This is a genomic window from Streptococcus varani (genome assembly GCF_001375655.1).
Classification (GTDB): Bacteria; Bacillota; Bacilli; order Lactobacillales; family Streptococcaceae; genus Streptococcus; species Streptococcus varani.
Map to the genome: position 1 here is coordinate 197,237 of NZ_CTEN01000002.1, position 19,198 is coordinate 216,434.

Genomic DNA, 19,198 nt, shown 5'->3' on the forward strand with positions numbered 1-19,198 from the left:
CCTAAATCTCCTTTAATATTTTTTATAAAGAGGACTGACCCCACGGTAAGTCCTCACGTCTACATATCTCTTGATATGGCTGATGTAGTCCTCCAAGTCACCAGCTACTTGATAGAAGTGAAAACTCTCTAAAATAGGTTCAATAACAGACCAAATTTCTTTACATTCAATCCGTTCAGCACACTCCACATTGATTTGATACGTGAAGCGTTTAGCAAGGCTCGTATCAGAGCCGTTCATTACCCTCATTGGAGAGCTGACTGGTTTAATAACAATAGAACTTTTATCAGCTTCTAAGGTTTCTGGTCGTTCAAAAGATTTAATACAGATGTTAGCTAGCTCTGGTTGCTTTAAAAAAGCCTGATAGATATCGCCTAACATATCATTTACCAATTCTAAATCCTCCCTTAACTCTATTTGCTATCATTGTTGGATATTTCCCCTCCAAATTCTCAGCAAAACGACGGATTACCCCAAAACCATTTGGATATGGATTCTTTGCATAACCAAGTTCGTTTAAATGAGCAAGCCTCCATCTCGTACCTTCGCCAAATCCGAGTTTAATAGTTGGTACACCACTAGCACGACTGACGCCTGAGATGATAGCACTTTCAACAGTTTCGCCAGTATCACGAAAACTAGAAAGCTCTTCTTTGAAGTCAGGCAACAATTCTTTACCTGTTTCTCGTAATGCTTTATTAACGACACGAGTAACCTTATCTTCGCCAAGCTCACGTTCCATTTTTGCTAATAGTTCATCAATTCCAGTTATTTTAACACCACTAGCCACTGGCATCACCTCCAAGTGAGATTGTCAAAAATTGCCTATTATCAAAAGATGGCCGGATGTCTACAATAGACCATTTTTTACCACGCAACCTCAAATCCTGTATTTCAACATAGTGGCTATTATCTGGAATATAGCTGGAAAGTGGATCACGAATTTTGATGGTAAAACTAGCTTTGGTTCCTTTACTACCAGAAATCTCCAAATCCTTCATGCTTGGATGATAGACACTAGCAAAACTTTTAAAAACTTCCTTGTAGTAAGTATCTCGACCATCCAGTCCTTCTTTGACTGTGGCAGAATAGAAAACGACAGGCGTTCTTAGATCGCCATTAGTCGTCTCACGCCGTGCCATCTTCTTCTACCTTGGTTTTTTTAGATTTCTTCTTTTCACTGTTTTCTAAAACAGGTTCAACGAATCCCGGAAGCCTTGTTTCAAGCTCATTGAAACGCTCATCGTCTACTTCGAATTCTTCGCCTTTACGTCGAACAACGCTTTCTTTCAAATCTCTAAAAGGATTATTAACTTTTACTTTCATATGTCACCTCATCTAATGTATGGGCAATTGCAAAACTATTTAGTTCGTCAGCAAATGCAGTAGCAAATTCTTCTAGTTTATCATTGTAGACAAACCTAGAACGTTCTAAAATCAGCTCTTTTCCAGTTTCTACAGTCTCAACTGGAAATCCAAACCGCTCACTAAGGGCGGCCGTAGATTTTTCAAGAATTTGGATTAAGTTCTTATCCTCGTCATGAAATATCCTCATCCGCTCTTTGAATGCAGTCAATAGCTTATTCTCTTCGCTATTCATATCCTACCCACCAGGAAGCACTTTATCCATATTTAGCTGCCATACTGCTGAGGTACGCTCATCGTGAGACTTACCATAAGCAAAATGTTTAGAAGTATAGAGATCCATGTCATCAAGTGCCAAAGTTTCTTTGTAATAAGCAATCTTAATGCCCCCGCCAACTACGGCATCATATCGCCCCTTAACAAAAGAAGTCACCTCGCCCTTAGTTTGTGCAAATGAAGGGATAATGATTAGCCCGTATGGCAGTGCTGTAACAAAACTCCCCATAGCATTTAACGATGTGTACTGACTGCGAATGTCCCAGATTTCAGCAGGATTCGCAACGATAACTACATTACCATCTGTTTTAACTGATGTTTTTCCGTCCGCTTTAACAGAATGATATTTAAAGATTTCTGTTACTTCATCCACTACTTTCTCAGCGCTTGCAAATGTGATCTTCGTTGCTTGAGCTTCTTTTTTAGGGTAAGTAGTAACCCCATCTTCAGTTGTGCCAGTCAATTTGCGATTGAGCCCGATCGGACAATTTGAACCATTTCCACTCAAGAATCCTGCTTCAAGCGCAACAGAGAAAGCCTCGTTAATCTGTAAAGCAACGAATGACTTCAACCAAGCTGGACCGTATTCAACAGCATCTTTTGGAATTGCCACAAAAGCAGTTAATTTATGCTGGATTGCTTCTTGCTTGCCAAACTTAGCTTGTAGTTGAGACTTAATGCCATCAAACATATTACCCCATACGGCAACGCCTTTTGTTTCAGATGACAAGAATTTCAATCGAAGACCATTGTTTCGCAAACCAATTTCTTCCAGCAATGGATGTTCTTTTACCATATCATCAAAGATACGATCAACCGTTTCCTGAGGAATTAGCTCTTCAATACCTTCGGACTTTGTTTTGTCAAATTCATTAAAGAACTTGCGCTCCGCTACAGTCAGTTCTGCCTCAGCAGGGGTCTGGGCGATAAGCTCTCTAACTTCTTGGCGGGCCTCTTTTTTCGCCTCTTCAAAAAGCGAATCAATCATAGCGGCATAGTTTTCGTTTTGGACAGTGATGTCTTCTCCGTTTGTAACAGAGTCAATAAATCGCTGACGAATGTCATTGAATTTTTCAGATAGTTTTAAAGTCATTTTCTTCTCCTTTTTTTAAAACAAAAAAGCGCCAAATCCTTTTGGTGCTCCATTGTCAATTTTTTTAACAGGGCTACTTGCTTGAGTACCCATTTTTAAAATAACAGCTTCTACTACTTTGTCATAGTCAATCTCCTGTTTCTGATTAACTATATTGGCAAATTTTGCGATAACATCGCTTGGTATGAGATTATCAAGACCAGCTACTAACTGAGGTGCTGATTCTTCAAACATCACTTTGTCTGCAAAACCGTGTTCTACAGCCTTATCAGCCGTAAACCAAGTAGTCTGATTCATCAACTCCAGTAATGTTTCCAAAGATAGCCCTGTTTTTGCAATGTAGCTGTTTGCAATGGATTGATTAAATCCCTCTAAGACCTCAGCTTCATTTCGTAATCTATTATGGTCGCCATAAATACCAGTAGATACATTATGGATCATCAACTGTGCAGTCGGACTAATTTCAACAACATCACCAGCCATAGCAATAACTGAAGCTGCACTAGCGGCAATACCAACAACCTTTACAGTGACTTCCCCAGGATAACTTCTAAGCATGGTATAGATTTCGCTTCCAGCATAGACATCACCACCGCCAGAGTTGATAATCACTTCAATAGGCTGACCATCATCTGGTAAGATGATATTTCTTGGAGCAGTGGCCGTTCGATCAAGCCACTCATAAAACCAAAGGTCATCATCTGGAATGATGGCGCCTTTAATCTGTATTTGATACATTTATTTCTCCTTTCTCATTTTGATTGCTAGCTACTTCATAGTTTTTCGTTCGTATGATGACATTACCATCCTTAATAGGAGTGTAGCCAACCTCCCTACGAACTTCGTTGACAAAAAATGCCCCACTTGAAACTATCTTGTCTATGTTTGATGATAAATCAAGAATGTCACGATCTACAACCTTAATGATTTCCAATCTTAAACCATTCTTATATTCGCGTTCATCAATCAATCCGACAGTAAGTTCATCGGACACTTTTTTAGTGAGAGGTTTTAAGCAGTCGATAGTAAAAGATTTCCGAGCCTCTTCAATTCCAGCAATCTCTCCATGCAACATTACAGAAGGGATCCCGATTAGATCAGCAACATCATCCTCAAATTGATATTTCAGTTTCTTTAAGTCTTCGACTGACACGCTTGATCCACTAAGCTTATTAGTAAATTCACTATATTCAACCTGGTCAATCATTGGCACTATGGCAATTGATTTATGCTTAAAAGCATTAAATAATCGTTCACTATATGATTTTAATTTTTCCATATAATCATTAGCAAACTGTGAAGCACCCTTAATTTTTAGAGTTCCACGTATTTGATTATTTCTTGCAATAGCTTCGACTAATCGGTCATATAATGTTTGATAGTCTTCAGAAAGCTGGTTTAGATATCCAGTTAATCTCTGATTGTTGTACTCAATAAAGATAACATCCTCACGCTTAAAAGATCGTTTGAATTGATAATCCTTAACAACTACAGATTCAAAGACATCATCATATAGAGCATACTCTCGACGAGTATATGAATCAGCAATAAGCAACTGATTATCATCAGATAGGACCAATAAGACTTCGTTATGGACAATCAAACGATAAATAACCTTTTGCCAAAATCGTGCAGCAACATCATCTTTGTTAGGTTTCACATTAAGTAAGTAAGACCATGAATTATCAGATACCTCACCATTTTTTAGAAATAAAAACTCAGCCTTTGAAAAGATTCGCGCCACAAACTCAGCGCTTTTATCAATAGCTAAAGTCTTCAAATAGGCTTTTTGGAAGTCAATGAACAAATCATCAATATCAAACTCAAGACTTGATGCAGGACTCTTGTTTCGATAAAAGGGCAACCATTCAAGCAAACCCATAGCTACCTCACTCTCTAGCAAACAAAAAGGACAGCCATAGCCGCCCAATTATTCACATTAACATAATACCAAATAAAAAAAGAAAAAATAGAAATAACGGGAATCACTTTAAAAATCCCACCCATCAAGCGCATCTAAGAAAGCAGTCGCACTTCCTTCCTCAATCCTGTCCCTCTTATAAAGCGCAGCAAGCAGAGCGTGGAAACCGTCTGTTTTCCTGCGAACTTGTTCTTTCTTCTCATAGCGAACATTCCCAGCCTTGTCACGCTTAACAAAAGTATTATCCGTATACCAGAGCATCATTCTATCATTGCCAAAAATAAACCGCTCATTCTCAAAGTTATCTTCAACGATTGGCGACATCTTGGCTTGAATAGCGCCAGGGTTTCTTAAAAATTCAAACTCAAAACCAGCCTCTTCCAATAAGAGTTTTAAATAGTCCATTTTATGGCTATCAGCACAAACAACCTCTATCTGATATCCCTCGTTTCTCCACTCGATTAGCTTATTAACCACCAAACTAGCCGATATACTTGGCTCATCAACAATAGTGACAATGCCTTCATTTTCCCACTCCTTAAGAGGTGCCTTGATATTGAACTTCTGGATAATTTCACGCCTAGCAAAACTATGCTGTTTCCAAACATAATCATCACCAATCTTAAAAAGTAAACCAACTGAGGCAAAATCTCGTATACCCGCAAAGTCAAAACCTGCAACACATGACCGTCCCGCTAAAGATTCTGACGGCTCTCTTTGAGTAGCCAGTAACTTTTCACGACTAGTCACATCTTTTTCTAAATCCAACTCAGGGAAGTTCATGTGCTTATTCATGAAATTCTTTCTCTTGCTAGGTGTCTCAATCATTTCATAGTAATCATTGACACGTTTGTTAAATAACCTAGTTGATCTTCGATTCATTGGTTTAGCAAAAACTGGGTTGGCTTTTTCCCATTTATCAAAATTATCAACCTCATCCGATTCATCTATTTTACAAATAAACGGAAAAATATTTTCTTGGCCTTCCCCTTTTAAAAAAGAAATCGACTTTGCAAAAATCTTATCGTAATAACCATCTCTCACAAAACCATTAGTTGAAATAAAAAACTCCCTAGGGTTATCAACCTTACCAAGACCACCAGAGAAAACATCTACAATGGCATCATCAACCATTTCATGTATTTCATCATAGATAACAGCACCTTCACGGCCGCCATCCTTTGTTTTAGCATTAGAAGTTGCAAAACGAAAAGTCCCCTTAAGATTTTTATCTTGAATTTTCGCCTTACCATTCAAAAAATACTTTTGAAGAACAGGTTTCTCATCAATTTTATAATGGGCCTCCAAAAAACTACGCTGTGCCTGGTACTCTGAATTGGCAACAATTGTCACATCATATAGCCTGATGCCATGTAGCCGACTAATCAGAAATAATGAAAGAGTCGTGATAAACCCATTCTTTCCGCCTCCACGACCCATTGTAATAAAGAATTTCTCAAATACAAGATCATTAGTCTTTTTGTAATAACAGAAAATAAATGGTGTGATAAACTTCTCCCACTCGTCAAGAGGGAAAAAATACTTTTCAGAGAAAGTCACATAATCTTCTACCATCTGCGAATCTATGTAGATATCATTTCTTAGTAAAAAATCATTTTTTAAATAGTCATAAAGCAACTGACGCTCTTTGTTGAAAAGAATTTCTCCCCTCTCATATCTTCCAAAGTAGTCATCTATGAACTTATGACTAATCATATGAGGTCCTCAGTATCTTCATCTTGTTTAATTGGTGAATTTTCAACAGTAAAACTAAAAGACTTTTCAATTGCGAGAAGTTGAGCTGAAATTTGTAGCTGTAATTTTACTGCTGGGTTATCTTTTATAAATGTTTGAGCAGCATTTCTAGTCTCAACCAATAACCCCAGAGAATCAATCTCGACCTGCAAGCTATAATATTGTCTTACAAGATTCATATAGCGTTTTACTTTTTCAAGCTCAACTGCATCTTTTTTATTTTTACTAAATCTACCAACTTTTGAAAGTAGCTGTTTTTCAATTTCTTTGATAGTTTTCTCCATGTTACCCCCCGTCCCATCAAAATTTACATCATATTTCTTGCGAGTTGACCCCTCCCACCGGTTCCCAACGTTCGTTTTTTGACCGATTTTTTAGACCGGGGGGCTTTTGTGAAAAATTCACAAATACATTGACGATTGTCAACGTTGTAAACTTATCCCCACCACTCGTCATCTCGATAGTCTTTTTTCTTACTTTTACCCTTTTTGCGAAATTCAAACCTTTCGTGTCTCTGATTATGGTGTTCCTTGCAAAGCGTTCTTAGGTTATCTATATCAAGTGCAAATTCAGGATAGTGTTCCAACTCTTTTATATGGTCTACTTCAAGAATGCTTTGATCGCTCATTGTTACTTTACCTTCAGCAGCACACCACTGACATTCAAAGTGATCTCTGATTAAAACTTTTCTCCGAAGCTTCCTCCAAGCCGTAGATGTGTAGAACTGCCTACGACTTTCTCTACTCGAAACATCAATCAAATCAAATCAACCTCCTCTCGTTTTATTCGATATATACAGTATATTTATCCTCTTTTAATTCTTTATTTTATATATTATGTCGAACTCACAAAGTGTCCTTAAAGCCAGTAAAATCAAGTGTTATGTCTGACCTCCCTATTCCAGTTCCTCATCAAAAAAAAATAAAGAATTAAACTCATTAAAAAATTAAAAACCCTCAAACTTAGCAATTGCTTTGTCTTGAGAGTCTTGGTTCTTCCCAATATATCTAACTGTGTATGATTGTGAGGCATGATTCAGTAAATCCATTACTATTGCAACATCTTTTTGCTGTTCGTAGATCATCATGCCAAATGTTTTTCTCATGGAGTGTGTGGCAATATTTTCTAACCCAAGAGCGTCAGCATCTGCCTTTAAAAATTTATAAACAGTATCACGATGGATGTGTTTGTGCCGTTTCTTGCTGCTTCCTTTACCACGGCACTCACGACTAGGAAAGAGAAAATCTTCTGGTCTCATCCCTTCCGTATAACTAAGTAAGTGAGTTTTAAGTTTTCTTGTCATCTTACGTCTAGTATGTTTACCAGTCTTCTGGTCATAGAATTCAATATGCCATCCACGGATATGTTTCTTTTGTAGCTTTACAATATCTCCAACACGAAATCCAGTATTGAATCCAATCAATAAAATTGTACCATTTCGATTTCGTACCTCCTCGCGATGTGGACTTTCTTCAAATACGTATTGAATTAACATCTCAACATCTTTACGATTTCTTATAGGTTCTACAGTTCCCATTGTCTTCCTCCTAATAGAAAAGACTATGAGCAAGCCCATAGTCGTAAAGTAGAAAGTTCTGTTATGGAAATATTTGTTGTTTTACGTAAAAACCTCTTGAGTGAACTATACATCTTCTTTCTACCTTCACAATATCAGATTATCATTTTGAAAGAGAAATTTGGGAATTTTTGGATAAAACTTTAGCTAGATTATTTACACCAGATTTACGTATATTTTGCCATGTTTTGGGACTTCCTCCTAGTTCTCTAGATATGTCTGCCCAAGAGTATCCGTTTAGATAAAAGAGTCTCAAAACTAACGCTTCTTGTGGATCATCCAAATTTTCAATTTCAGACACAATAGTATCTCTTTCTTGATAGAGCAAGCTAATTTCATTCTGAATCTCATCTGTTTTATCAATAATTCTAATATTTAATTGCTCTGAGCTATTGCCAATTTTACTTCCTTTAGGTTCGTCTTTGTATTGTTGGCTTCTTAAAATCCCCGAACGTAACTCTGATATTTCATCACGCTTGGACTTAATAATACTTGAAAACAGCCTGAGTTTTTTTAATTGTCTAATGGTCGCTTCATTCAATATTCTAATTCCTGCCCTATCTCAAAATCCAAGTAATATATAAGCAAAGTAGCACAAGCAAGATTGAATCTGGTAGATTACCATTTTCTTTGCCAGCAATATTGATTTCAAGGAGTTTCCAAATCCAGTCAATCACGATAAGGTGAAGCATGAATGTCAGGAACGCTTGAAATTCTCCGTTTATCATTATTCTCATACCTTCCTCCTTTGCAATGCTCTTTTTGATTCTTTCCACTTGATGATTCTGCCATTGTTATCATTGTTCCAATATGGCGGCAACCTACAACCTTCCTTTTCAACGTAAACGATCTTTTCGACGACTATTTTAAGTGGCTGTGATTGATTTGTATCATTAATCCACCCAGTCAACCAAGCTGGATTAACATTATATGCACTTGCAATCTTTTCAATGTTGCCGATTGAGGGAATCCCGCCTTTTTCGTAGTATCCGATTGTATTTAGTGTTATTCCTGTCGCTTCATGCACATCTCGGCGACTGAGCCCAAGTTTATTTCTTAGTTCTTCCAGTCTTAATTTCATCTTGCCCTCCATTTTCTGTGATTTTTTTGGCTGATAAAAGCAGAGCGTTTTAGTCTGAGCCACTCATAATCCATGATTACTTCCTGCTGTTCGATGCAAAGCTTTTTTAGATGGGCATTTTCTGTTTCTAATTTCTCAATGTCTTTATAGGCCCGGTTATATAATTCATCTTCGAGAAAATTTATACGATCAGCTAGTGCTGTATCGATATAGAGTTTTAGCGTTTTTTTTATATCTGCCATATTGTTCTCCTTATTAAGTATAATTTCTCCTTTAGCCATGTTCAGCCTCCTCATCTTCGATTCCCTCAAAAGTAATAGCTTCTATGTGACTTGGATTCAGTAGCGCTGAATCAAATGATACTGTATGACCATTGTTCATTTGAGATTGAAATTTGGTTCTTAGTTTAAGGGCTTCTTCAGACGATTTGATAAATTTTTCAATTCTGCGGTTAGCAGTATAGGCTGTGATTTTAATCATCTTTTTCCTCCTCGTTTCCAAAGAGCAAGTAGATGAACATCTCACATTGTGCTAGACCAAGTGAATGACCAACCCAGTCGGCAAACGCTGTCGTCACTTTATAGCTCTCTAGCTTTTTAAGCGCTTCTTGTTTATTCATAACAACGGTCCTTCTTTCTTCAAATCGTCCTGTTCACGTTCCATTTCCTCAATCAGGTAGTAGCAATCTTTAGCACCGTAATCAAGACGGATTTGATTGCTACGTGTTTTTTTGCTTGCAACAAATCTTTTATTTGTAATAGCCGAATAGACTTCTGCATGTCCTATGAGTGCCTCAGCAGCCAATTCCTTAGTATCGTAAAAACCAACATGTATCGGATAAAACCCGTGTAAAATCCACTTAGCTTCAAAAGTCATCCATCCACCTCCACAATTCTAAAATCTCCATACCTATGCATGTCCTGGCAAATTATGATGGCAATATTTTGAGATAAGAATTTCATTGCTTGCTGTTTATTCCCGTATCTGAACTCAAAACCCGTATACCCGATAGAAATTAACCTAATGAACGGATCTTTTGATTTTTTAGCGTTCATTAGAACGCATTCTTTAACTACTACCATTCCCAACGCCTTCCATTTGCTCTAACTCAGCAAATAACTCTGCCATTTTTTGCTGACCTTCCTCAGTCTGTTCAGTCTTAATTTCTGCATTAGACCACTCTGGAACATTTGATTTTTGGATAAATGGAACTTGATTTAAGTATTTATCAAAGTTACTATCCCTAAATAGCGTGGATGGTTGAAGATACTTCTCCCATTCTGTACCTGCCCAATTAGCTGCCATATTATCGACTACTTTTTTAAAATCATCCAATCGATAACCCTCAGACCAGCGTGCTTTTATAAGCTTCTTATTCGCTTTACTTTGTGGACTAAATTTCTTTCCAGTTGCTTTATTCAAATAATCTATGATATCCTGATAAGGAATCCTGAACTGAACTTTTTGGGAAGCCACATCTTGCTTGACTATATTATTATTAGATATATTAGTCTTGGTATTATTAGTCTTGATTGTCTGAACTTTTTCCAGTTCTGTAGCTGTAAAATCTACAGTTCTGGACTGTAAATTTTCCAGTTCTTGAACTGAACTATCAGACATTTTAAAAGGTGACGGACCAAGTAAATAAATCCTATTTGGTTTTGATAAACCTTGCCTAACTTCTCTTAAAAGTCCAATATCAGATAACTCTTTTTTCGCTTTGATCACTGACTTTTCAGAACAATTCAGGATTTCAGCAAATTCAGCATTTGTAAAGTAGATAAACACTTTTCCATCTTTATCATGCCACTCATTCTTTACCGAAAAGCCAAGACGATCGAAAATAAAAGCATAACTCAGCTTAGCAGCATTAGATAATCCAGAGTACGGTTCTTTAAAAAGCCACTGAGGAAGTTGGAAATATTGAAATTTCTCAACCTCTTTTTTAAAAAATGGTACTGTTTTCATGTTAATACCCTTTCCGACAAACCTTTGATTGATTCCAACGCTGTCTGTAATTCAAGATTACGCTGCCTCAATCTAAAGTTTTCCTCATGTACTGCCAAATAATCTTCAGCAGATAGTGTGACTAGGCCATCATGAAATCTGACTGGTTTAGTTTCTGCCATGTTTGACCTCCTTCAACATCACATGTCTTTTATGATTTTCCTTAGCAATTTCACGGAAAACTTCACACTTGAATTCTTTCGAATGCATCTTTTTATTTAATTTAAAGCCGTAAAAAATGGCCGTGAAAGCTAAAAGGCTCATTGCTGCTAGTCCAATTGATAATATAGTGGTCATGTTTATCCCCCGTAGTATGTGTTAATCTGTAAGTATCTTAGATTTGTTTCTGGAATTGCTTCCTCTGGATCATCCATTTCAATATTTACCACAGTTAGCTTATTGATTAAATAAACCAAGATCGGAATGAGTACGGCCATCAAGTAGATAACTTGCTCAGTTGATAGGTTGATTTCGTCCATTGTTTTTCTCCTTGAAAATTAAGATGTTTTGCTAGTTCTTTGCCAGTTCTTGCGATACCATTCAATGACTTCATCACGAGGATATTTCTCACGAGCATTTGGAATCCTCGGAAAATCCTTATGACAGTTGAAACGTTCATCAAATGTCCCAGTGTCCTTGGTTCCAAGTAACATCTCTGAACATTGAGACTTGTTCAGTTCCATAGGGAAACGCTGTTTCTCATCCATAACGACATGCATGACCTTCAAAGCCCTGTCCATGAGACCAGCTTCAAATTCATCAAGTAATTGATTAAAAGATAGTTCCATGATAAAATTACCTTATAAAATTATTTGTTTTGAGCCTGATTGCCGTCAGGCTTTTTTGCTTACATTGCATAATTATTCAACTCCAAAATCTTCATTTTGGTATTTGTGCTTGGCTCCCATGTCATCCAGTAAGATAATGCTGCCTCAGCAAATTTCTTTGGTAACATGTCATAGCGGTTAATGTTAAAGTGGTCTTTGAAATCAACCTCAGCTTGTCTAAAGACAGATTGAGCAAAGATTTTGTCAGCATAAGCTGGGCTGTCAATTCCTCCAAGAAAAGCCACAACACGAGCTTTTCTCTTCTTGAGTAGCGATTGAGCAAAACTTGGATGAATAGGTTGCTCATTTTTTAGATAATCAACATCCTGAGCCAATTCCAACGTTTTAGCCTTAAGCTTTTTCTGTCCTGTAAACAGGGCAATAAAAGCTTCATCAGATAGATTTTCTGGAACATAAGCTCCCTGTAATCTGATTTGGGGAAGTACCTCACTAGTTACCCAACGTTTAAATTCTTTTGCCTGAGGTAGTTTGCTTGAAAGAATGAGAGAGTACAGACCAGATTCATTGATGATGATTGTTTCTTGAATACGTCCAAGGTTATCTGTGAGGCCCTGTTTTAGGGCGTCATCTTCATCAACATGAAGTGCGATAGCATTTCTTGCTTTGGAATATCCCAAAATATCTGCAACATCTTTTCCAACAAACCAAGGTTCGTTATCGATGGTTAATGTACGGACTTCCTGTCCGTGAAAATTAAAAACTTCGTTCATAAAATTCCTTTCCTTATTTTTTGAAGTATTAGGATTGTCTCCCAAATATCTAGTCCCTCAAGACTATCAATCATGACCTGACTAAGCTCATGATTTTTCTTTTGCCAATTGGCAATTAATTTTACGGTCATAAAATCCCCTTTCTGATGACTTTTCCTCCCCAAAACATGATATAATCTACTTGAAAATATGACGGAAAGGAGGAAAATATGGCGAAATCTTGCAAACCAGTAAGCAAGGCTGGCAAGACTTTGGCCACTAGCAAATCATCAAGTGCTAAGTCCAAGGCTAGTCAAACCCTCAACAATCACAAATCTACTAAACACTAAGTAGCTCTGGATTGTCGTTTAAAACCTGGTGCAGACCGATTGAAAAACGACTAACAAGTTCTTCATCTTGTTCTTTATAACCAACTTCATGTAGAATAGCATGTGTTAATTCATGGATTAGCACTTGCCTTTTCTTTTGGTCTGATAATGACTGTCGAATATAAATGATTTGTTGTTCATAATCACAATACCCCCAAAGATTACGCTCATCATCGTGACTTTTAAAATGTTCTTGCACTTTGACTATATAAGTCATTCCACCGACTTTGATATTTTCCTCCATTTTGTTCCTTTCTGTTATCTAAATTCGTCTAAGCTGACGCCTAACCCTGTAGATAACTTGACCATATTTGGCCAAGATAGATGTTTGATTCTGCCACTTTTTAAATCGCTAAAGTGGCTTTTGTTAATCCCTGTCAGTTTTGCTAATTTGTTCATATTGAGATTCCTCTCAACCATCATTTGTTCAATTTTTTCCCACATGTCATTTTCCTATTAGATACAACATATTGTATTTTGTAAATTCACAAAATACAATATGTTGTGTTTTCCGTTCCTTTCTGATATAATGTTTTTAGATTAGCGACCCATACCAACGAGTTAATCTAAAGACTATAGAAAGGGGATATGCTACATGGATAAACCAAAATATGGTACATTCTTGAAATACCGTACTCAAACAATCGGCAAAACCAGTGTCAAAGCTAACTCAGAAGTTGAATATACTTTTGTAGCTGGTGAAGACGAGAATAGTATGGTTCAAGCGTTGACCGTTCATAAGAATGGTTTAGTCATTCTTGTAAATTCTGAAACTGCAGAGTTCTGGTCTAATAAAAAACCTGTATTTTCAAAGCAAGACGACACTACTATCATCACTTTTGAAAGTGAATGATTCCTTCGTTTAAGTCGATTTTTACTTTCTCGTTTTGAGATTTTATGACTAGCTTATCAGCTGGTCTTTTTTGATACGGATATCGTTTTGGTCTCATATTGTGTCCTTTCTGTGGTATAATTTAAATAAAAAATGTTGGAGATAGGTATGAATACAACTGTGAGTAGTATACTTGTAAGTTTAGGAACAACCTTGGCAACCGGCGCTGTTCAAAAAGCTAATAATCCCGCAAGAGCTATTGACGATTTAATGACCTTGATAGGTTTTGAAAAATTTCACGCTTGGGCAGAAAAAGCCCGAATAAAACACGCTAGTGACATTGACGACTTCAAGCATAAAATTGCTGAAGAAATTATTCAAATAGCTACTGATAGACTGAAAGATCCTAGCTTGAACATTCTTGGTCCTGCTCTCGAGGCATCCAAATACCATATTGAACAAGAAACAATTAGAAACATGTTTGCTCGATTGATTGCTTCTGATATCGATTCATCGAAAGAAAACCTAGTTCTTCCATCTTTCGTAGAAATCATCAAACAGCTCAGTCCGTTAGATGCTCAAAACCTATCAATTATTTTTAACTACAAATATGCTGATATACCTGTCGCAAACTATTATTTCACTTATAAAAACTGCCGAGGATTAAAAATGGCGCACCCTAACGTTTTCCTTTTAAATCCAGACCAAAAAACCTTAGATTACAATTCATCTTCCTTAGAAAATCTTAGGAGAATGGGAATTATTGAAATCCTCTACAACCAAACCAAAATAGATAACAATCAGTACTCTCTTTTAAACGATAATAATTATTTAGATGATATTACTAGCCACACGCAAAGCCATGATCCAAATTTCCAAGAAGTCTATGTCCAACCTGGAATTGTTCGCTTAACATTTTTTGGTCAAGACTTCTGTGAAACCTGCTTACCTCCGAAGTGATTCTTTAATATGGTTTTTAAAATCTTCGAATTGTGACTTGATGACTTTTTCTTCTTTCTCAAAGAAATCATCAATCCATCTTTTAAACCAGTAAATGCTAACCTTTAGCATAAATAGTGATACAACAAAAGATACGAATGCCGAAACAAAAATATTGACCATCTCTCTCCTCCTTTCTATCTGTCTTCAACCGAACGGAGATTATGTCCGGCGGGGATGGGGTTGGATTTGTTTCCGTTTCGGTGACTTTCGTGGTAAAAAAATTTGAGCAATTGGCCTTTTAAAAAAATCTGCAATTGCAAACATCTCATCCTGCGTAAACTGCGCTGCTCCTCTTTCTTTTTTTCCGTACTGGTTTACACTGACGTGAATAACAGAGGCCAACGCGTCTTGAGATAATCCTTTTTCTTTTCGCAGTTTGTATAAAAGAATCTGCATCTTCTCCTCCTTTCTATTTTTTCGATGGCGTAACAACAACTGGTTACTTATATCTTCAAAGTCTTAAAGATAATAATTTTTCGAGCCGTTTAAAGAATGTCCTTAAAGAAGAAGGTATCCCTCTTACACCAACTTCTATCAAAAGAACTATCGCCAAACTAACCTTGTGATTTTGTAAAACTCTTGGCAATTATGGAAAGTGTTACTTCAACATAGCCATCGCCAAGGGTTTTTGTCTTTACAGAACCTTCAATAACATAATGAATCCTTTTATCATCTATTAAGAAATGATTATCGGTTTCAATGACGTTATGAAGCTTCGGCGCTGGATAATTTTTTTTGCTATACGGATATTTTTTGGGGCGCATCTCTCTAGCCCCCCTTTCTGTGGTATAATTTAAATAAAATGATTGGAGAAAATCATGGATTCTGAACATTTATTTTGTCTTTTCTGCGGTTGTCCTGTACCAAAACATTACGATACCTTCCGAGAAGAAAATCTGAATTTTTCAAAAGGCCGCCCTCAATTTGTCCCTTCGGATGATGAAAATTTCCACAAGCGTGACGAAATAACTATCCAGCTTGTGGATTGTCCTAATTGTCGAAATGTCTCTATCGATATTATTGGCAAGGGCAGACAGTTCCGAAATCGTATAATGAACTTCAACCCTATTTCGCTAGCAAAATCTTATCCCAACTACATCCCTCTGACAATCAGAGAGGACTATGAAGAGGCCCATGCTATTCTTAACCTAAGTCCAAAAGCCTCTGCAACCCTTTCAAGACGTTGTCTACAAGGAATGATTAGAGATTTTTGGCAAGTATCAAAACGTAGTCTATCTGATGAAATCGAAGCTATAAATGACTTAGTAGACCCGAGTACACGGAAAGTCCTAGATGCACTGCGAAAAATCGGAAATATTGGAGCACATCCTGAAAAAGACATCAACTTAATTGTTGATATTGAACCGTTAGAAGCTCATAAATTGCTAAAATTTATAGAACTCCTAATGCAAAAATGGTACATCGAACGCCACGATAATGAGACACTACTTCAAGATATTTTAGATATGGATACTAACAAACAATCTCAACGTAAGCCCAAAAATTCTTGATACCCTTCTGAGCACGGATCTAATTCAAAAATGAGATTACCATCCATATCATAGTATTGTTCCACCATTCGAACCTTATCGTATTCTGTCCCTTCCCCTCTTAAAATCGACAAGTGAATAACTTGTTCAACTTTCAAAGAATCCGGCCGTCCACGTCTATCGTGGACTTTTTCTATTCCTTCCATTTCCTCCTCCTTCCCACTCCCTCTTGGGAGTTTTTATTTTGTAATAAACCAAGCTACTAACCAAGCGATACCACCTAACACTAACAGCGCTGGTAATACTCCGCCTTCAAACTTGATACTTGTTTTTTCCTTGCCATCACGACTAGTAAACGTACGTTCTAAATCGCCTAGCATTAGTTTTTTCCAATTCATTTTGTGCCTCCTAAAAATGTTATAATCAACTTATCCTAGCGGAAAGGAGGATAAGTTATGTCATTGACTGATAAAGAAATCGCATTAGAGTTAACAAAGCTAGCTGTCGAACACTATAATGTAAAAGCAAATCTGAAGGCCTTGCATTCACATTTAGATGTTAACCATATTCAAAGTTTTTATAACTCTTTTTACCAAACTGTATCTAAGGTTGACAAGAATAATCAGCAATAGATACTTTTAATACAAGCTCGCCACTAAGGTGGGCTTGTTGTATTTTTTCGATTGCTTCTAAAGCAGAATCTAAACTATCTGTTGACAATGTAATCTCAAGCATGCTACCTACTCTCCTTTCATTCTTGCGGAGATACAGCCAATGTGCTAAACTAAACTTACCCCGTTAGGGGTGGGGGAATTTCACCCCCTATCCGATTACCATGTAATCAGATATCTAATTCTAAGCTTAAACCAAAGAATCTTGATTTCGACTTCTAGTTCTTTGTGTTTAGGCTTTTTGTTTAGCCTTGACAACATCAGTTGTACCTCCTTTCGTTTTGCTTAATTCCTTAAGCTTGATTATATTATATCACCGATTTGGTGACTCGTCAACACTAAAATTGTATTTTTGTAAAAAAAGTTTTCCTTTTCGGTGATTTAGTGATATAATATTAGCAAATCAAAAGGAGGAAAACACTATGGAACTCAATCAGTGGGTAGGCAATAAAATAAAACAATTCAGATTAGAGAAGAAATTAACTCAAACTCAGCTCGCAGATCTTATTGATACAACCAAGCAAACAATAAGTAGATATGAAAAAGGCGATAGAAAAGCAAATCAAGATGTTTTATTTGCTTTGTCTGATTTATTTGAAAAAACGATTGATGATTTCTTCCCTCCTATAAGTAAAAAAAACACCCCCTCCGCTCCTCAAGTTGAACTCATCCCATCAACCCTACAAAAAATAAATGCTACTTCTTCTAAGCTCGAACATGAACGTCAACTTATCGTACTAGATACTGCTGAAACACAATTACAACAACAAAATACAGTAGAAGATAGTAAGAATACAGTAACTGATAACATCATTCCATTTCCTAAGTTATCCTCTTACAACTACTACGACCAACCTGCTTCCGCTGGTACAGGTCAGTATCTAAATGACGTTCAAGTAGAAACAATTGAGTTACCAGTCGATTATGACGCAGACTTCGTGATACCAATCTACGGCGATTCTATGGAGCCAGAGTATCACTCTGGGGATTATGTGTTCGTTAAACTGTCTGTAAACCTCTCTGACGGCGATATAGGGGTCTTTGAATATTACGGTGACGCTTATATCAAACAGTTGCTGATAAACGACGAGGGAGCCTTTCTACACAGTTTAAATGTTAAGTATGATGATATACAGATAGATGCTGATAGCGACTTTAGAATTATCGGGGAAATTATCGGTAGTTTTACGCCGATTGAGATGTAAAGGAGAAAAAATGTTAGAGAAAGTAGAGCGTCTAATTTCTGAAATAAATAGAATACATCTGGTTTATTCGCAAGATTATTTTGAGACTGGAAAAGTTGAAAAGATTAACCTAAAACATACCGTTTCAAAAGTACCTGTTCAAGCTATTTTAGACTATCGCTTGAACTTACACGAATCCATCAATGATTATTTGATGAAAGCCGACGTTAAAGATATACCTTACGTCTATCGTGTCAAAACGTCAGAAAGCATCTTGGATAAGATTGAACGCTTTTCGCAAAGACAAGATGGCTATCCTGTGAATTCTATTCTTAATGATATCTTTGGCGCTCGTATCATTCTATCTTCTGATGATATTTCACAAGTGATGGAACAACTTGATGGATGGAAAGATACGTTTGATTTAAAAAATTGGTATTTACGAGATAAAGATAATTACACAGGAATACATGTTTATTTCAAGAATAAGAGCAATCACTACTATCCTTGGGAGTTACAAATTTGGGATGAAAATGATGTAGATAGAAACATTGAGAGTCACCGATTATATAAGAGGAATTTTGTTTAGTTAAGGAGTTTGTATGTACTTAGATGAATTTAAACAATACTTAGAAAACTATGGCCGGTCTTATGAGCGCTTTATGCAAAAAGCTATAGATTATCAAAATACAAAAAACGCTCGACGAACTCCGGCTAGTAAACGTTGGAGTGACGAGAAAATCGAACGTGAAGCTGAAAAAATGTGGACTGGTATAATCAAAAATATCTATGAAAAAATCAAGGCTAACGGAAAATTTAAGAAACGATTCGTTCATCAAGAAGAAATTGACGACTGGATTCAGTTCATGAATGAGCACGAAATTCTTGATAGTTTTTCTGAAAGTGTAGATGAATTAGAGTTTGAATAAAATAAAAAGCCCTACGCTCAAATTTTGGTAGAGGAGAGCGTAAGGCGGACAGTATAAGAAATCTTTTCAAAAGACACTATCTTTTGAAGT

At 36.7% G+C, this 19,198-nt stretch carries 39 protein-coding genes; 6 read left to right on the plus strand and 33 right to left on the minus strand.

All coding sequences use genetic code 11. The features are described from left to right. Positions 1 to 12: 12 nt before the first annotated feature. The 27 genes from BN1356_RS04515 to BN1356_RS04640 all read right to left on the minus strand — a co-directional run bounded on the left by BN1356_RS04515 (position 13) and on the right by BN1356_RS04640 (position 13,444). Positions 13 to 393, minus strand: coding sequence for a hypothetical protein (locus BN1356_RS04515; RefSeq protein ID WP_245620299.1), 381 nt, complete (start codon positions 391 to 393; stop codon positions 13 to 15). Continuing rightward, positions 383 to 790 carry a hypothetical protein gene (locus tag BN1356_RS04520; RefSeq protein WP_245620300.1) on the minus strand — a complete coding sequence of 136 codons (408 nt, stop codon included), beginning with the start codon at positions 788 to 790 and terminating at the stop codon, positions 383 to 385. Before BN1356_RS04520 ends, BN1356_RS04515 begins: the two co-directional genes overlap by 11 nt. Then, positions 783 to 1,142 carry a phage head completion protein gene (locus BN1356_RS04525; RefSeq protein ID WP_093650218.1) on the minus strand — a complete coding sequence of 120 codons (360 nt, stop codon included), beginning with the start codon at positions 1,140 to 1,142 and terminating at the stop codon, positions 783 to 785. Before BN1356_RS04525 ends, BN1356_RS04520 begins: the two co-directional genes overlap by 8 nt. Continuing rightward, positions 1,129 to 1,326, minus strand: a complete 198-nt coding sequence (locus tag BN1356_RS04530) for a hypothetical protein (RefSeq protein WP_093650219.1) — start codon at positions 1,324 to 1,326, stop codon at positions 1,129 to 1,131. The genes BN1356_RS04525 and BN1356_RS04530 overlap by 14 nt, the downstream gene beginning before the upstream one ends. Next, positions 1,310 to 1,600 carry a hypothetical protein gene (locus BN1356_RS04535; RefSeq protein ID WP_093650220.1) on the minus strand — a complete coding sequence of 97 codons (291 nt, stop codon included), beginning with the start codon at positions 1,598 to 1,600 and terminating at the stop codon, positions 1,310 to 1,312. Before BN1356_RS04535 ends, BN1356_RS04530 begins: the two co-directional genes overlap by 17 nt. 3 nt (positions 1,601 to 1,603) lie before the next feature. Then, positions 1,604 to 2,734, minus strand: coding sequence for a phage major capsid protein (locus tag BN1356_RS04540; protein ID WP_093650221.1), 1,131 nt, complete (start codon positions 2,732 to 2,734; stop codon positions 1,604 to 1,606). 15 nt (positions 2,735 to 2,749) lie between these two features. Next, a complete protein-coding gene (locus BN1356_RS04545; protein ID WP_093650222.1) occupies positions 2,750 to 3,472 on the minus strand; it encodes a head maturation protease, ClpP-related in 723 nt (240 codons plus the stop codon). After that, a complete protein-coding gene (locus BN1356_RS04550) occupies positions 3,453 to 4,616 on the minus strand; it encodes a phage portal protein (RefSeq protein ID WP_093650223.1) in 1,164 nt (387 codons plus the stop codon). Before BN1356_RS04550 ends, BN1356_RS04545 begins: the two co-directional genes overlap by 20 nt. 108 nt (positions 4,617 to 4,724) lie before the next feature. Further along, entirely contained in the window at positions 4,725 to 6,371 is a 1,647-nt protein-coding gene (locus tag BN1356_RS04555) for a terminase TerL endonuclease subunit (protein ID WP_093650224.1), read from the minus strand. Further along, positions 6,368 to 6,694, minus strand: coding sequence for a P27 family phage terminase small subunit (locus BN1356_RS04560; protein ID WP_093650225.1), 327 nt, complete (start codon positions 6,692 to 6,694; stop codon positions 6,368 to 6,370). The genes BN1356_RS04555 and BN1356_RS04560 overlap by 4 nt, the downstream gene beginning before the upstream one ends. Before the next feature lie 152 nt (positions 6,695 to 6,846). Beyond that, a complete protein-coding gene (locus tag BN1356_RS04565) occupies positions 6,847 to 7,170 on the minus strand; it encodes an HNH endonuclease (RefSeq protein WP_093650226.1) in 324 nt (107 codons plus the stop codon). 186 nt (positions 7,171 to 7,356) lie between these two features. Next, the gene (locus tag BN1356_RS04570; protein WP_093650227.1) at positions 7,357 to 7,947 is read right to left on the minus strand and encodes a tyrosine-type recombinase/integrase; all 591 of its coding nucleotides are present in this window, start codon (positions 7,945 to 7,947) and stop codon (positions 7,357 to 7,359) included. 142 nt (positions 7,948 to 8,089) lie between these two features. Then, on the minus strand, positions 8,090 to 8,527 hold the full coding sequence (locus BN1356_RS04575) for a sigma-70 RNA polymerase sigma factor region 4 domain-containing protein (protein ID WP_093650228.1): 438 nt from the start codon (positions 8,525 to 8,527) through the stop codon (positions 8,090 to 8,092). Between the two features lie 16 nt (positions 8,528 to 8,543). Beyond that, positions 8,544 to 8,723 carry a hypothetical protein gene (locus BN1356_RS04580; RefSeq protein ID WP_093650229.1) on the minus strand — a complete coding sequence of 60 codons (180 nt, stop codon included), beginning with the start codon at positions 8,721 to 8,723 and terminating at the stop codon, positions 8,544 to 8,546. Beyond that, on the minus strand, positions 8,720 to 9,067 hold the full coding sequence (locus tag BN1356_RS04585) for a helix-turn-helix domain-containing protein (protein ID WP_176694225.1): 348 nt from the start codon (positions 9,065 to 9,067) through the stop codon (positions 8,720 to 8,722). Before BN1356_RS04585 ends, BN1356_RS04580 begins: the two co-directional genes overlap by 4 nt. After that, positions 9,064 to 9,348, minus strand: a complete 285-nt coding sequence (locus BN1356_RS04590; protein ID WP_245620301.1) for a hypothetical protein — start codon at positions 9,346 to 9,348, stop codon at positions 9,064 to 9,066. The genes BN1356_RS04585 and BN1356_RS04590 overlap by 4 nt, the downstream gene beginning before the upstream one ends. Continuing rightward, complete coding sequence (locus tag BN1356_RS04595; protein ID WP_093650231.1) at positions 9,341 to 9,547, minus strand: hypothetical protein; 207 nt, start codon at positions 9,545 to 9,547, stop codon at positions 9,341 to 9,343. Before BN1356_RS04595 ends, BN1356_RS04590 begins: the two co-directional genes overlap by 8 nt. After that, positions 9,540 to 9,686, minus strand: a complete 147-nt coding sequence (locus tag BN1356_RS12595) for a hypothetical protein (RefSeq protein WP_176694226.1) — start codon at positions 9,684 to 9,686, stop codon at positions 9,540 to 9,542. The genes BN1356_RS04595 and BN1356_RS12595 overlap by 8 nt, the downstream gene beginning before the upstream one ends. Beyond that, the gene (locus BN1356_RS04600) at positions 9,683 to 9,943 is read right to left on the minus strand and encodes a hypothetical protein (RefSeq protein ID WP_093650232.1); all 261 of its coding nucleotides are present in this window, start codon (positions 9,941 to 9,943) and stop codon (positions 9,683 to 9,685) included. Before BN1356_RS04600 ends, BN1356_RS12595 begins: the two co-directional genes overlap by 4 nt. 192 nt (positions 9,944 to 10,135) lie before the next feature. Continuing rightward, the gene (locus BN1356_RS04610) at positions 10,136 to 11,035 is read right to left on the minus strand and encodes a conserved phage C-terminal domain-containing protein (RefSeq protein ID WP_093650234.1); all 900 of its coding nucleotides are present in this window, start codon (positions 11,033 to 11,035) and stop codon (positions 10,136 to 10,138) included. Further along, positions 11,032 to 11,196 carry a hypothetical protein gene (locus BN1356_RS12600; protein WP_176694227.1) on the minus strand — a complete coding sequence of 55 codons (165 nt, stop codon included), beginning with the start codon at positions 11,194 to 11,196 and terminating at the stop codon, positions 11,032 to 11,034. Before BN1356_RS12600 ends, BN1356_RS04610 begins: the two co-directional genes overlap by 4 nt. A gap of 177 nt (positions 11,197 to 11,373) precedes the next feature. Beyond that, complete coding sequence (locus tag BN1356_RS04620) at positions 11,374 to 11,553, minus strand: hypothetical protein (RefSeq protein ID WP_093650236.1); 180 nt, start codon at positions 11,551 to 11,553, stop codon at positions 11,374 to 11,376. Between the two features lie 18 nt (positions 11,554 to 11,571). After that, the gene (locus BN1356_RS04625) at positions 11,572 to 11,862 is read right to left on the minus strand and encodes a DNA-binding protein (RefSeq protein WP_093650237.1); all 291 of its coding nucleotides are present in this window, start codon (positions 11,860 to 11,862) and stop codon (positions 11,572 to 11,574) included. A 59-nt stretch (positions 11,863 to 11,921) separates the two neighbouring features. Next, positions 11,922 to 12,632: an ORF6C domain-containing protein gene (locus BN1356_RS04630; protein ID WP_093650238.1), complete on the minus strand. Its 711-nt coding sequence runs from the start codon at positions 12,630 to 12,632 to the stop codon at positions 11,922 to 11,924. Next, positions 12,629 to 12,763 carry a hypothetical protein gene (locus tag BN1356_RS12965; protein ID WP_281175822.1) on the minus strand — a complete coding sequence of 45 codons (135 nt, stop codon included), beginning with the start codon at positions 12,761 to 12,763 and terminating at the stop codon, positions 12,629 to 12,631. The genes BN1356_RS04630 and BN1356_RS12965 overlap by 4 nt, the downstream gene beginning before the upstream one ends. Positions 12,764 to 12,950: 187 nt before the next feature. Further along, positions 12,951 to 13,244 carry an ImmA/IrrE family metallo-endopeptidase gene (locus tag BN1356_RS04635; protein ID WP_093650239.1) on the minus strand — a complete coding sequence of 98 codons (294 nt, stop codon included), beginning with the start codon at positions 13,242 to 13,244 and terminating at the stop codon, positions 12,951 to 12,953. 14 nt (positions 13,245 to 13,258) lie between these two features. Continuing rightward, positions 13,259 to 13,444 (minus strand): helix-turn-helix domain-containing protein, encoded by a 186-nt coding sequence (locus BN1356_RS04640; protein ID WP_093650240.1) that lies wholly within the window; start codon positions 13,442 to 13,444, stop codon positions 13,259 to 13,261. A 151-nt stretch (positions 13,445 to 13,595) separates the two neighbouring features. On the opposite strand from BN1356_RS04640, the gene BN1356_RS04645 reads away from it, so the two are divergent. Both BN1356_RS04645 and BN1356_RS04650 read left to right on the plus strand, forming a co-directional pair. Beyond that, positions 13,596 to 13,853, plus strand: a complete 258-nt coding sequence (locus BN1356_RS04645) for a hypothetical protein (RefSeq protein WP_093650241.1) — start codon at positions 13,596 to 13,598, stop codon at positions 13,851 to 13,853. 147 nt (positions 13,854 to 14,000) lie between these two features. Beyond that, positions 14,001 to 14,792, plus strand: coding sequence for a DUF4393 domain-containing protein (locus BN1356_RS04650; protein ID WP_176694228.1), 792 nt, complete (start codon positions 14,001 to 14,003; stop codon positions 14,790 to 14,792). Here BN1356_RS04650 and BN1356_RS12605 read toward each other — a convergent pair. The 3 genes from BN1356_RS12605 to BN1356_RS04660 form a co-directional block, all read right to left on the minus strand. Then, positions 14,778 to 14,954 carry a hypothetical protein gene (locus BN1356_RS12605; RefSeq protein WP_176694229.1) on the minus strand — a complete coding sequence of 59 codons (177 nt, stop codon included), beginning with the start codon at positions 14,952 to 14,954 and terminating at the stop codon, positions 14,778 to 14,780. The two genes, BN1356_RS04650 and BN1356_RS12605, sit on opposite strands and share 15 nt — an antisense overlap. Before the next feature lie 39 nt (positions 14,955 to 14,993). Continuing rightward, positions 14,994 to 15,230, minus strand: coding sequence for a helix-turn-helix transcriptional regulator (locus BN1356_RS04655; protein WP_093650243.1), 237 nt, complete (start codon positions 15,228 to 15,230; stop codon positions 14,994 to 14,996). Positions 15,231 to 15,388: 158 nt separating this feature from the next. Then, a complete protein-coding gene (locus BN1356_RS04660) occupies positions 15,389 to 15,598 on the minus strand; it encodes a hypothetical protein (RefSeq protein ID WP_093650510.1) in 210 nt (69 codons plus the stop codon). A gap of 54 nt (positions 15,599 to 15,652) precedes the next feature. On the opposite strand from BN1356_RS04660, the gene BN1356_RS04665 reads away from it, so the two are divergent. Further along, a complete protein-coding gene (locus BN1356_RS04665) occupies positions 15,653 to 16,345 on the plus strand; it encodes a DUF4145 domain-containing protein (protein ID WP_063812958.1) in 693 nt (230 codons plus the stop codon). Here the strand turns inward: BN1356_RS04665 and BN1356_RS04670 are convergent. From BN1356_RS04670 to BN1356_RS12970, 3 genes are all read right to left on the minus strand, one after another. Continuing rightward, a complete protein-coding gene (locus BN1356_RS04670) occupies positions 16,321 to 16,530 on the minus strand; it encodes a hypothetical protein (RefSeq protein WP_093650244.1) in 210 nt (69 codons plus the stop codon). The genes BN1356_RS04665 and BN1356_RS04670 overlap by 25 nt on opposite strands. 33 nt (positions 16,531 to 16,563) lie before the next feature. Further along, positions 16,564 to 16,722 carry a hypothetical protein gene (locus BN1356_RS04675; RefSeq protein WP_093650245.1) on the minus strand — a complete coding sequence of 53 codons (159 nt, stop codon included), beginning with the start codon at positions 16,720 to 16,722 and terminating at the stop codon, positions 16,564 to 16,566. A gap of 205 nt (positions 16,723 to 16,927) precedes the next feature. Further along, positions 16,928 to 17,059 (minus strand): hypothetical protein, encoded by a 132-nt coding sequence (locus tag BN1356_RS12970; RefSeq protein WP_281175823.1) that lies wholly within the window; start codon positions 17,057 to 17,059, stop codon positions 16,928 to 16,930. A gap of 358 nt (positions 17,060 to 17,417) precedes the next feature. Here BN1356_RS12970 and BN1356_RS04680 point away from each other — a divergent pair, with 358 nt between their 5' ends. The 3 genes from BN1356_RS04680 to BN1356_RS04690 are packed head-to-tail and all read left to right on the plus strand — an operon-like array spanning position 17,418 to position 19,108. Further along, positions 17,418 to 18,200 carry a LexA family transcriptional regulator gene (locus tag BN1356_RS04680; RefSeq protein ID WP_093650246.1) on the plus strand — a complete coding sequence of 261 codons (783 nt, stop codon included), beginning with the start codon at positions 17,418 to 17,420 and terminating at the stop codon, positions 18,198 to 18,200. A 10-nt stretch (positions 18,201 to 18,210) separates the two neighbouring features. Further along, positions 18,211 to 18,768 carry a nucleotidyltransferase family protein gene (locus BN1356_RS04685; RefSeq protein WP_093650247.1) on the plus strand — a complete coding sequence of 186 codons (558 nt, stop codon included), beginning with the start codon at positions 18,211 to 18,213 and terminating at the stop codon, positions 18,766 to 18,768. A 13-nt stretch (positions 18,769 to 18,781) separates the two neighbouring features. Beyond that, on the plus strand, positions 18,782 to 19,108 hold the full coding sequence (locus tag BN1356_RS04690) for a hypothetical protein (RefSeq protein ID WP_093650248.1): 327 nt from the start codon (positions 18,782 to 18,784) through the stop codon (positions 19,106 to 19,108). Positions 19,109 to 19,198: the final 90 nt, after the last annotated feature.

What these genes read in the sequence shown, in the direction of transcription:
- BN1356_RS04635 (WP_093650239.1), bottom strand. Translation starts at nt 13,244, where the DNA reads ATGGAGGAAAATATCAAAGTCGGTGGAATGACTTATATAGTCAAAGTG.
- BN1356_RS04600 (WP_093650232.1), bottom strand. Translation starts at nt 9,943, where the DNA reads ATGACTTTTGAAGCTAAGTGGATTTTACACGGGTTTTATCCGATACAT.
- BN1356_RS04550 (WP_093650223.1), bottom strand. Translation starts at nt 4,616, where the DNA reads ATGGGTTTGCTTGAATGGTTGCCCTTTTATCGAAACAAGAGTCCTGCA.
- BN1356_RS04630 (WP_093650238.1), bottom strand. Translation starts at nt 12,632, where the DNA reads ATGAACGAAGTTTTTAATTTTCACGGACAGGAAGTCCGTACATTAACC.
- BN1356_RS04670 (WP_093650244.1), bottom strand. Translation starts at nt 16,530, where the DNA reads ATGGAAGGAATAGAAAAAGTCCACGATAGACGTGGACGGCCGGATTCT.
- BN1356_RS04580 (WP_093650229.1), bottom strand. Translation starts at nt 8,723, where the DNA reads ATGAGAATAATGATAAACGGAGAATTTCAAGCGTTCCTGACATTCATG.
- BN1356_RS04570 (WP_093650227.1), bottom strand. Translation starts at nt 7,947, where the DNA reads ATGGGAACTGTAGAACCTATAAGAAATCGTAAAGATGTTGAGATGTTA.
- BN1356_RS04530 (WP_093650219.1), bottom strand. Translation starts at nt 1,326, where the DNA reads ATGAAAGTAAAAGTTAATAATCCTTTTAGAGATTTGAAAGAAAGCGTT.
- BN1356_RS04610 (WP_093650234.1), bottom strand. Translation starts at nt 11,035, where the DNA reads ATGAAAACAGTACCATTTTTTAAAAAAGAGGTTGAGAAATTTCAATAT.
- BN1356_RS04560 (WP_093650225.1), bottom strand. Translation starts at nt 6,694, where the DNA reads ATGGAGAAAACTATCAAAGAAATTGAAAAACAGCTACTTTCAAAAGTT.
- BN1356_RS12970 (WP_281175823.1), bottom strand. Translation starts at nt 17,059, where the DNA reads ATGCTTGAGATTACATTGTCAACAGATAGTTTAGATTCTGCTTTAGAA.
- BN1356_RS04660 (WP_093650510.1), bottom strand. Translation starts at nt 15,598, where the DNA reads ATGCGCCCCAAAAAATATCCGTATAGCAAAAAAAATTATCCAGCGCCG.
- BN1356_RS04645 (WP_093650241.1), top strand. Translation starts at nt 13,596, where the DNA reads ATGGATAAACCAAAATATGGTACATTCTTGAAATACCGTACTCAAACA.
- BN1356_RS12605 (WP_176694229.1), bottom strand. Translation starts at nt 14,954, where the DNA reads ATGGTCAATATTTTTGTTTCGGCATTCGTATCTTTTGTTGTATCACTA.
- BN1356_RS04590 (WP_245620301.1), bottom strand. Translation starts at nt 9,348, where the DNA reads ATGGCTAAAGGAGAAATTATACTTAATAAGGAGAACAATATGGCAGAT.
- BN1356_RS04620 (WP_093650236.1), bottom strand. Translation starts at nt 11,553, where the DNA reads ATGGACGAAATCAACCTATCAACTGAGCAAGTTATCTACTTGATGGCC.
- BN1356_RS04555 (WP_093650224.1), bottom strand. Translation starts at nt 6,371, where the DNA reads ATGATTAGTCATAAGTTCATAGATGACTACTTTGGAAGATATGAGAGG.
- BN1356_RS04675 (WP_093650245.1), bottom strand. Translation starts at nt 16,722, where the DNA reads ATGAATTGGAAAAAACTAATGCTAGGCGATTTAGAACGTACGTTTACT.
- BN1356_RS04690 (WP_093650248.1), top strand. Translation starts at nt 18,782, where the DNA reads ATGTACTTAGATGAATTTAAACAATACTTAGAAAACTATGGCCGGTCT.
- BN1356_RS04540 (WP_093650221.1), bottom strand. Translation starts at nt 2,734, where the DNA reads ATGACTTTAAAACTATCTGAAAAATTCAATGACATTCGTCAGCGATTT.
- BN1356_RS04525 (WP_093650218.1), bottom strand. Translation starts at nt 1,142, where the DNA reads ATGGCACGGCGTGAGACGACTAATGGCGATCTAAGAACGCCTGTCGTT.
- BN1356_RS04650 (WP_176694228.1), top strand. Translation starts at nt 14,001, where the DNA reads ATGAATACAACTGTGAGTAGTATACTTGTAAGTTTAGGAACAACCTTG.
- BN1356_RS12600 (WP_176694227.1), bottom strand. Translation starts at nt 11,196, where the DNA reads ATGGCAGAAACTAAACCAGTCAGATTTCATGATGGCCTAGTCACACTA.
- BN1356_RS04680 (WP_093650246.1), top strand. Translation starts at nt 17,418, where the DNA reads ATGGAACTCAATCAGTGGGTAGGCAATAAAATAAAACAATTCAGATTA.
- BN1356_RS04685 (WP_093650247.1), top strand. Translation starts at nt 18,211, where the DNA reads ATGTTAGAGAAAGTAGAGCGTCTAATTTCTGAAATAAATAGAATACAT.
- BN1356_RS04585 (WP_176694225.1), bottom strand. Translation starts at nt 9,067, where the DNA reads ATGAAATTAAGACTGGAAGAACTAAGAAATAAACTTGGGCTCAGTCGC.
- BN1356_RS12595 (WP_176694226.1), bottom strand. Translation starts at nt 9,686, where the DNA reads ATGAATAAACAAGAAGCGCTTAAAAAGCTAGAGAGCTATAAAGTGACG.
- BN1356_RS04535 (WP_093650220.1), bottom strand. Translation starts at nt 1,600, where the DNA reads ATGAATAGCGAAGAGAATAAGCTATTGACTGCATTCAAAGAGCGGATG.
- BN1356_RS12965 (WP_281175822.1), bottom strand. Translation starts at nt 12,763, where the DNA reads ATGACCGTAAAATTAATTGCCAATTGGCAAAAGAAAAATCATGAGCTT.
- BN1356_RS04595 (WP_093650231.1), bottom strand. Translation starts at nt 9,547, where the DNA reads ATGATTAAAATCACAGCCTATACTGCTAACCGCAGAATTGAAAAATTT.
- BN1356_RS04665 (WP_063812958.1), top strand. Translation starts at nt 15,653, where the DNA reads ATGGATTCTGAACATTTATTTTGTCTTTTCTGCGGTTGTCCTGTACCA.
- BN1356_RS04655 (WP_093650243.1), bottom strand. Translation starts at nt 15,230, where the DNA reads ATGCAGATTCTTTTATACAAACTGCGAAAAGAAAAAGGATTATCTCAA.
- BN1356_RS04545 (WP_093650222.1), bottom strand. Translation starts at nt 3,472, where the DNA reads ATGTATCAAATACAGATTAAAGGCGCCATCATTCCAGATGATGACCTT.
- BN1356_RS04625 (WP_093650237.1), bottom strand. Translation starts at nt 11,862, where the DNA reads ATGGAACTATCTTTTAATCAATTACTTGATGAATTTGAAGCTGGTCTC.
- BN1356_RS04640 (WP_093650240.1), bottom strand. Translation starts at nt 13,444, where the DNA reads ATGTGGGAAAAAATTGAACAAATGATGGTTGAGAGGAATCTCAATATG.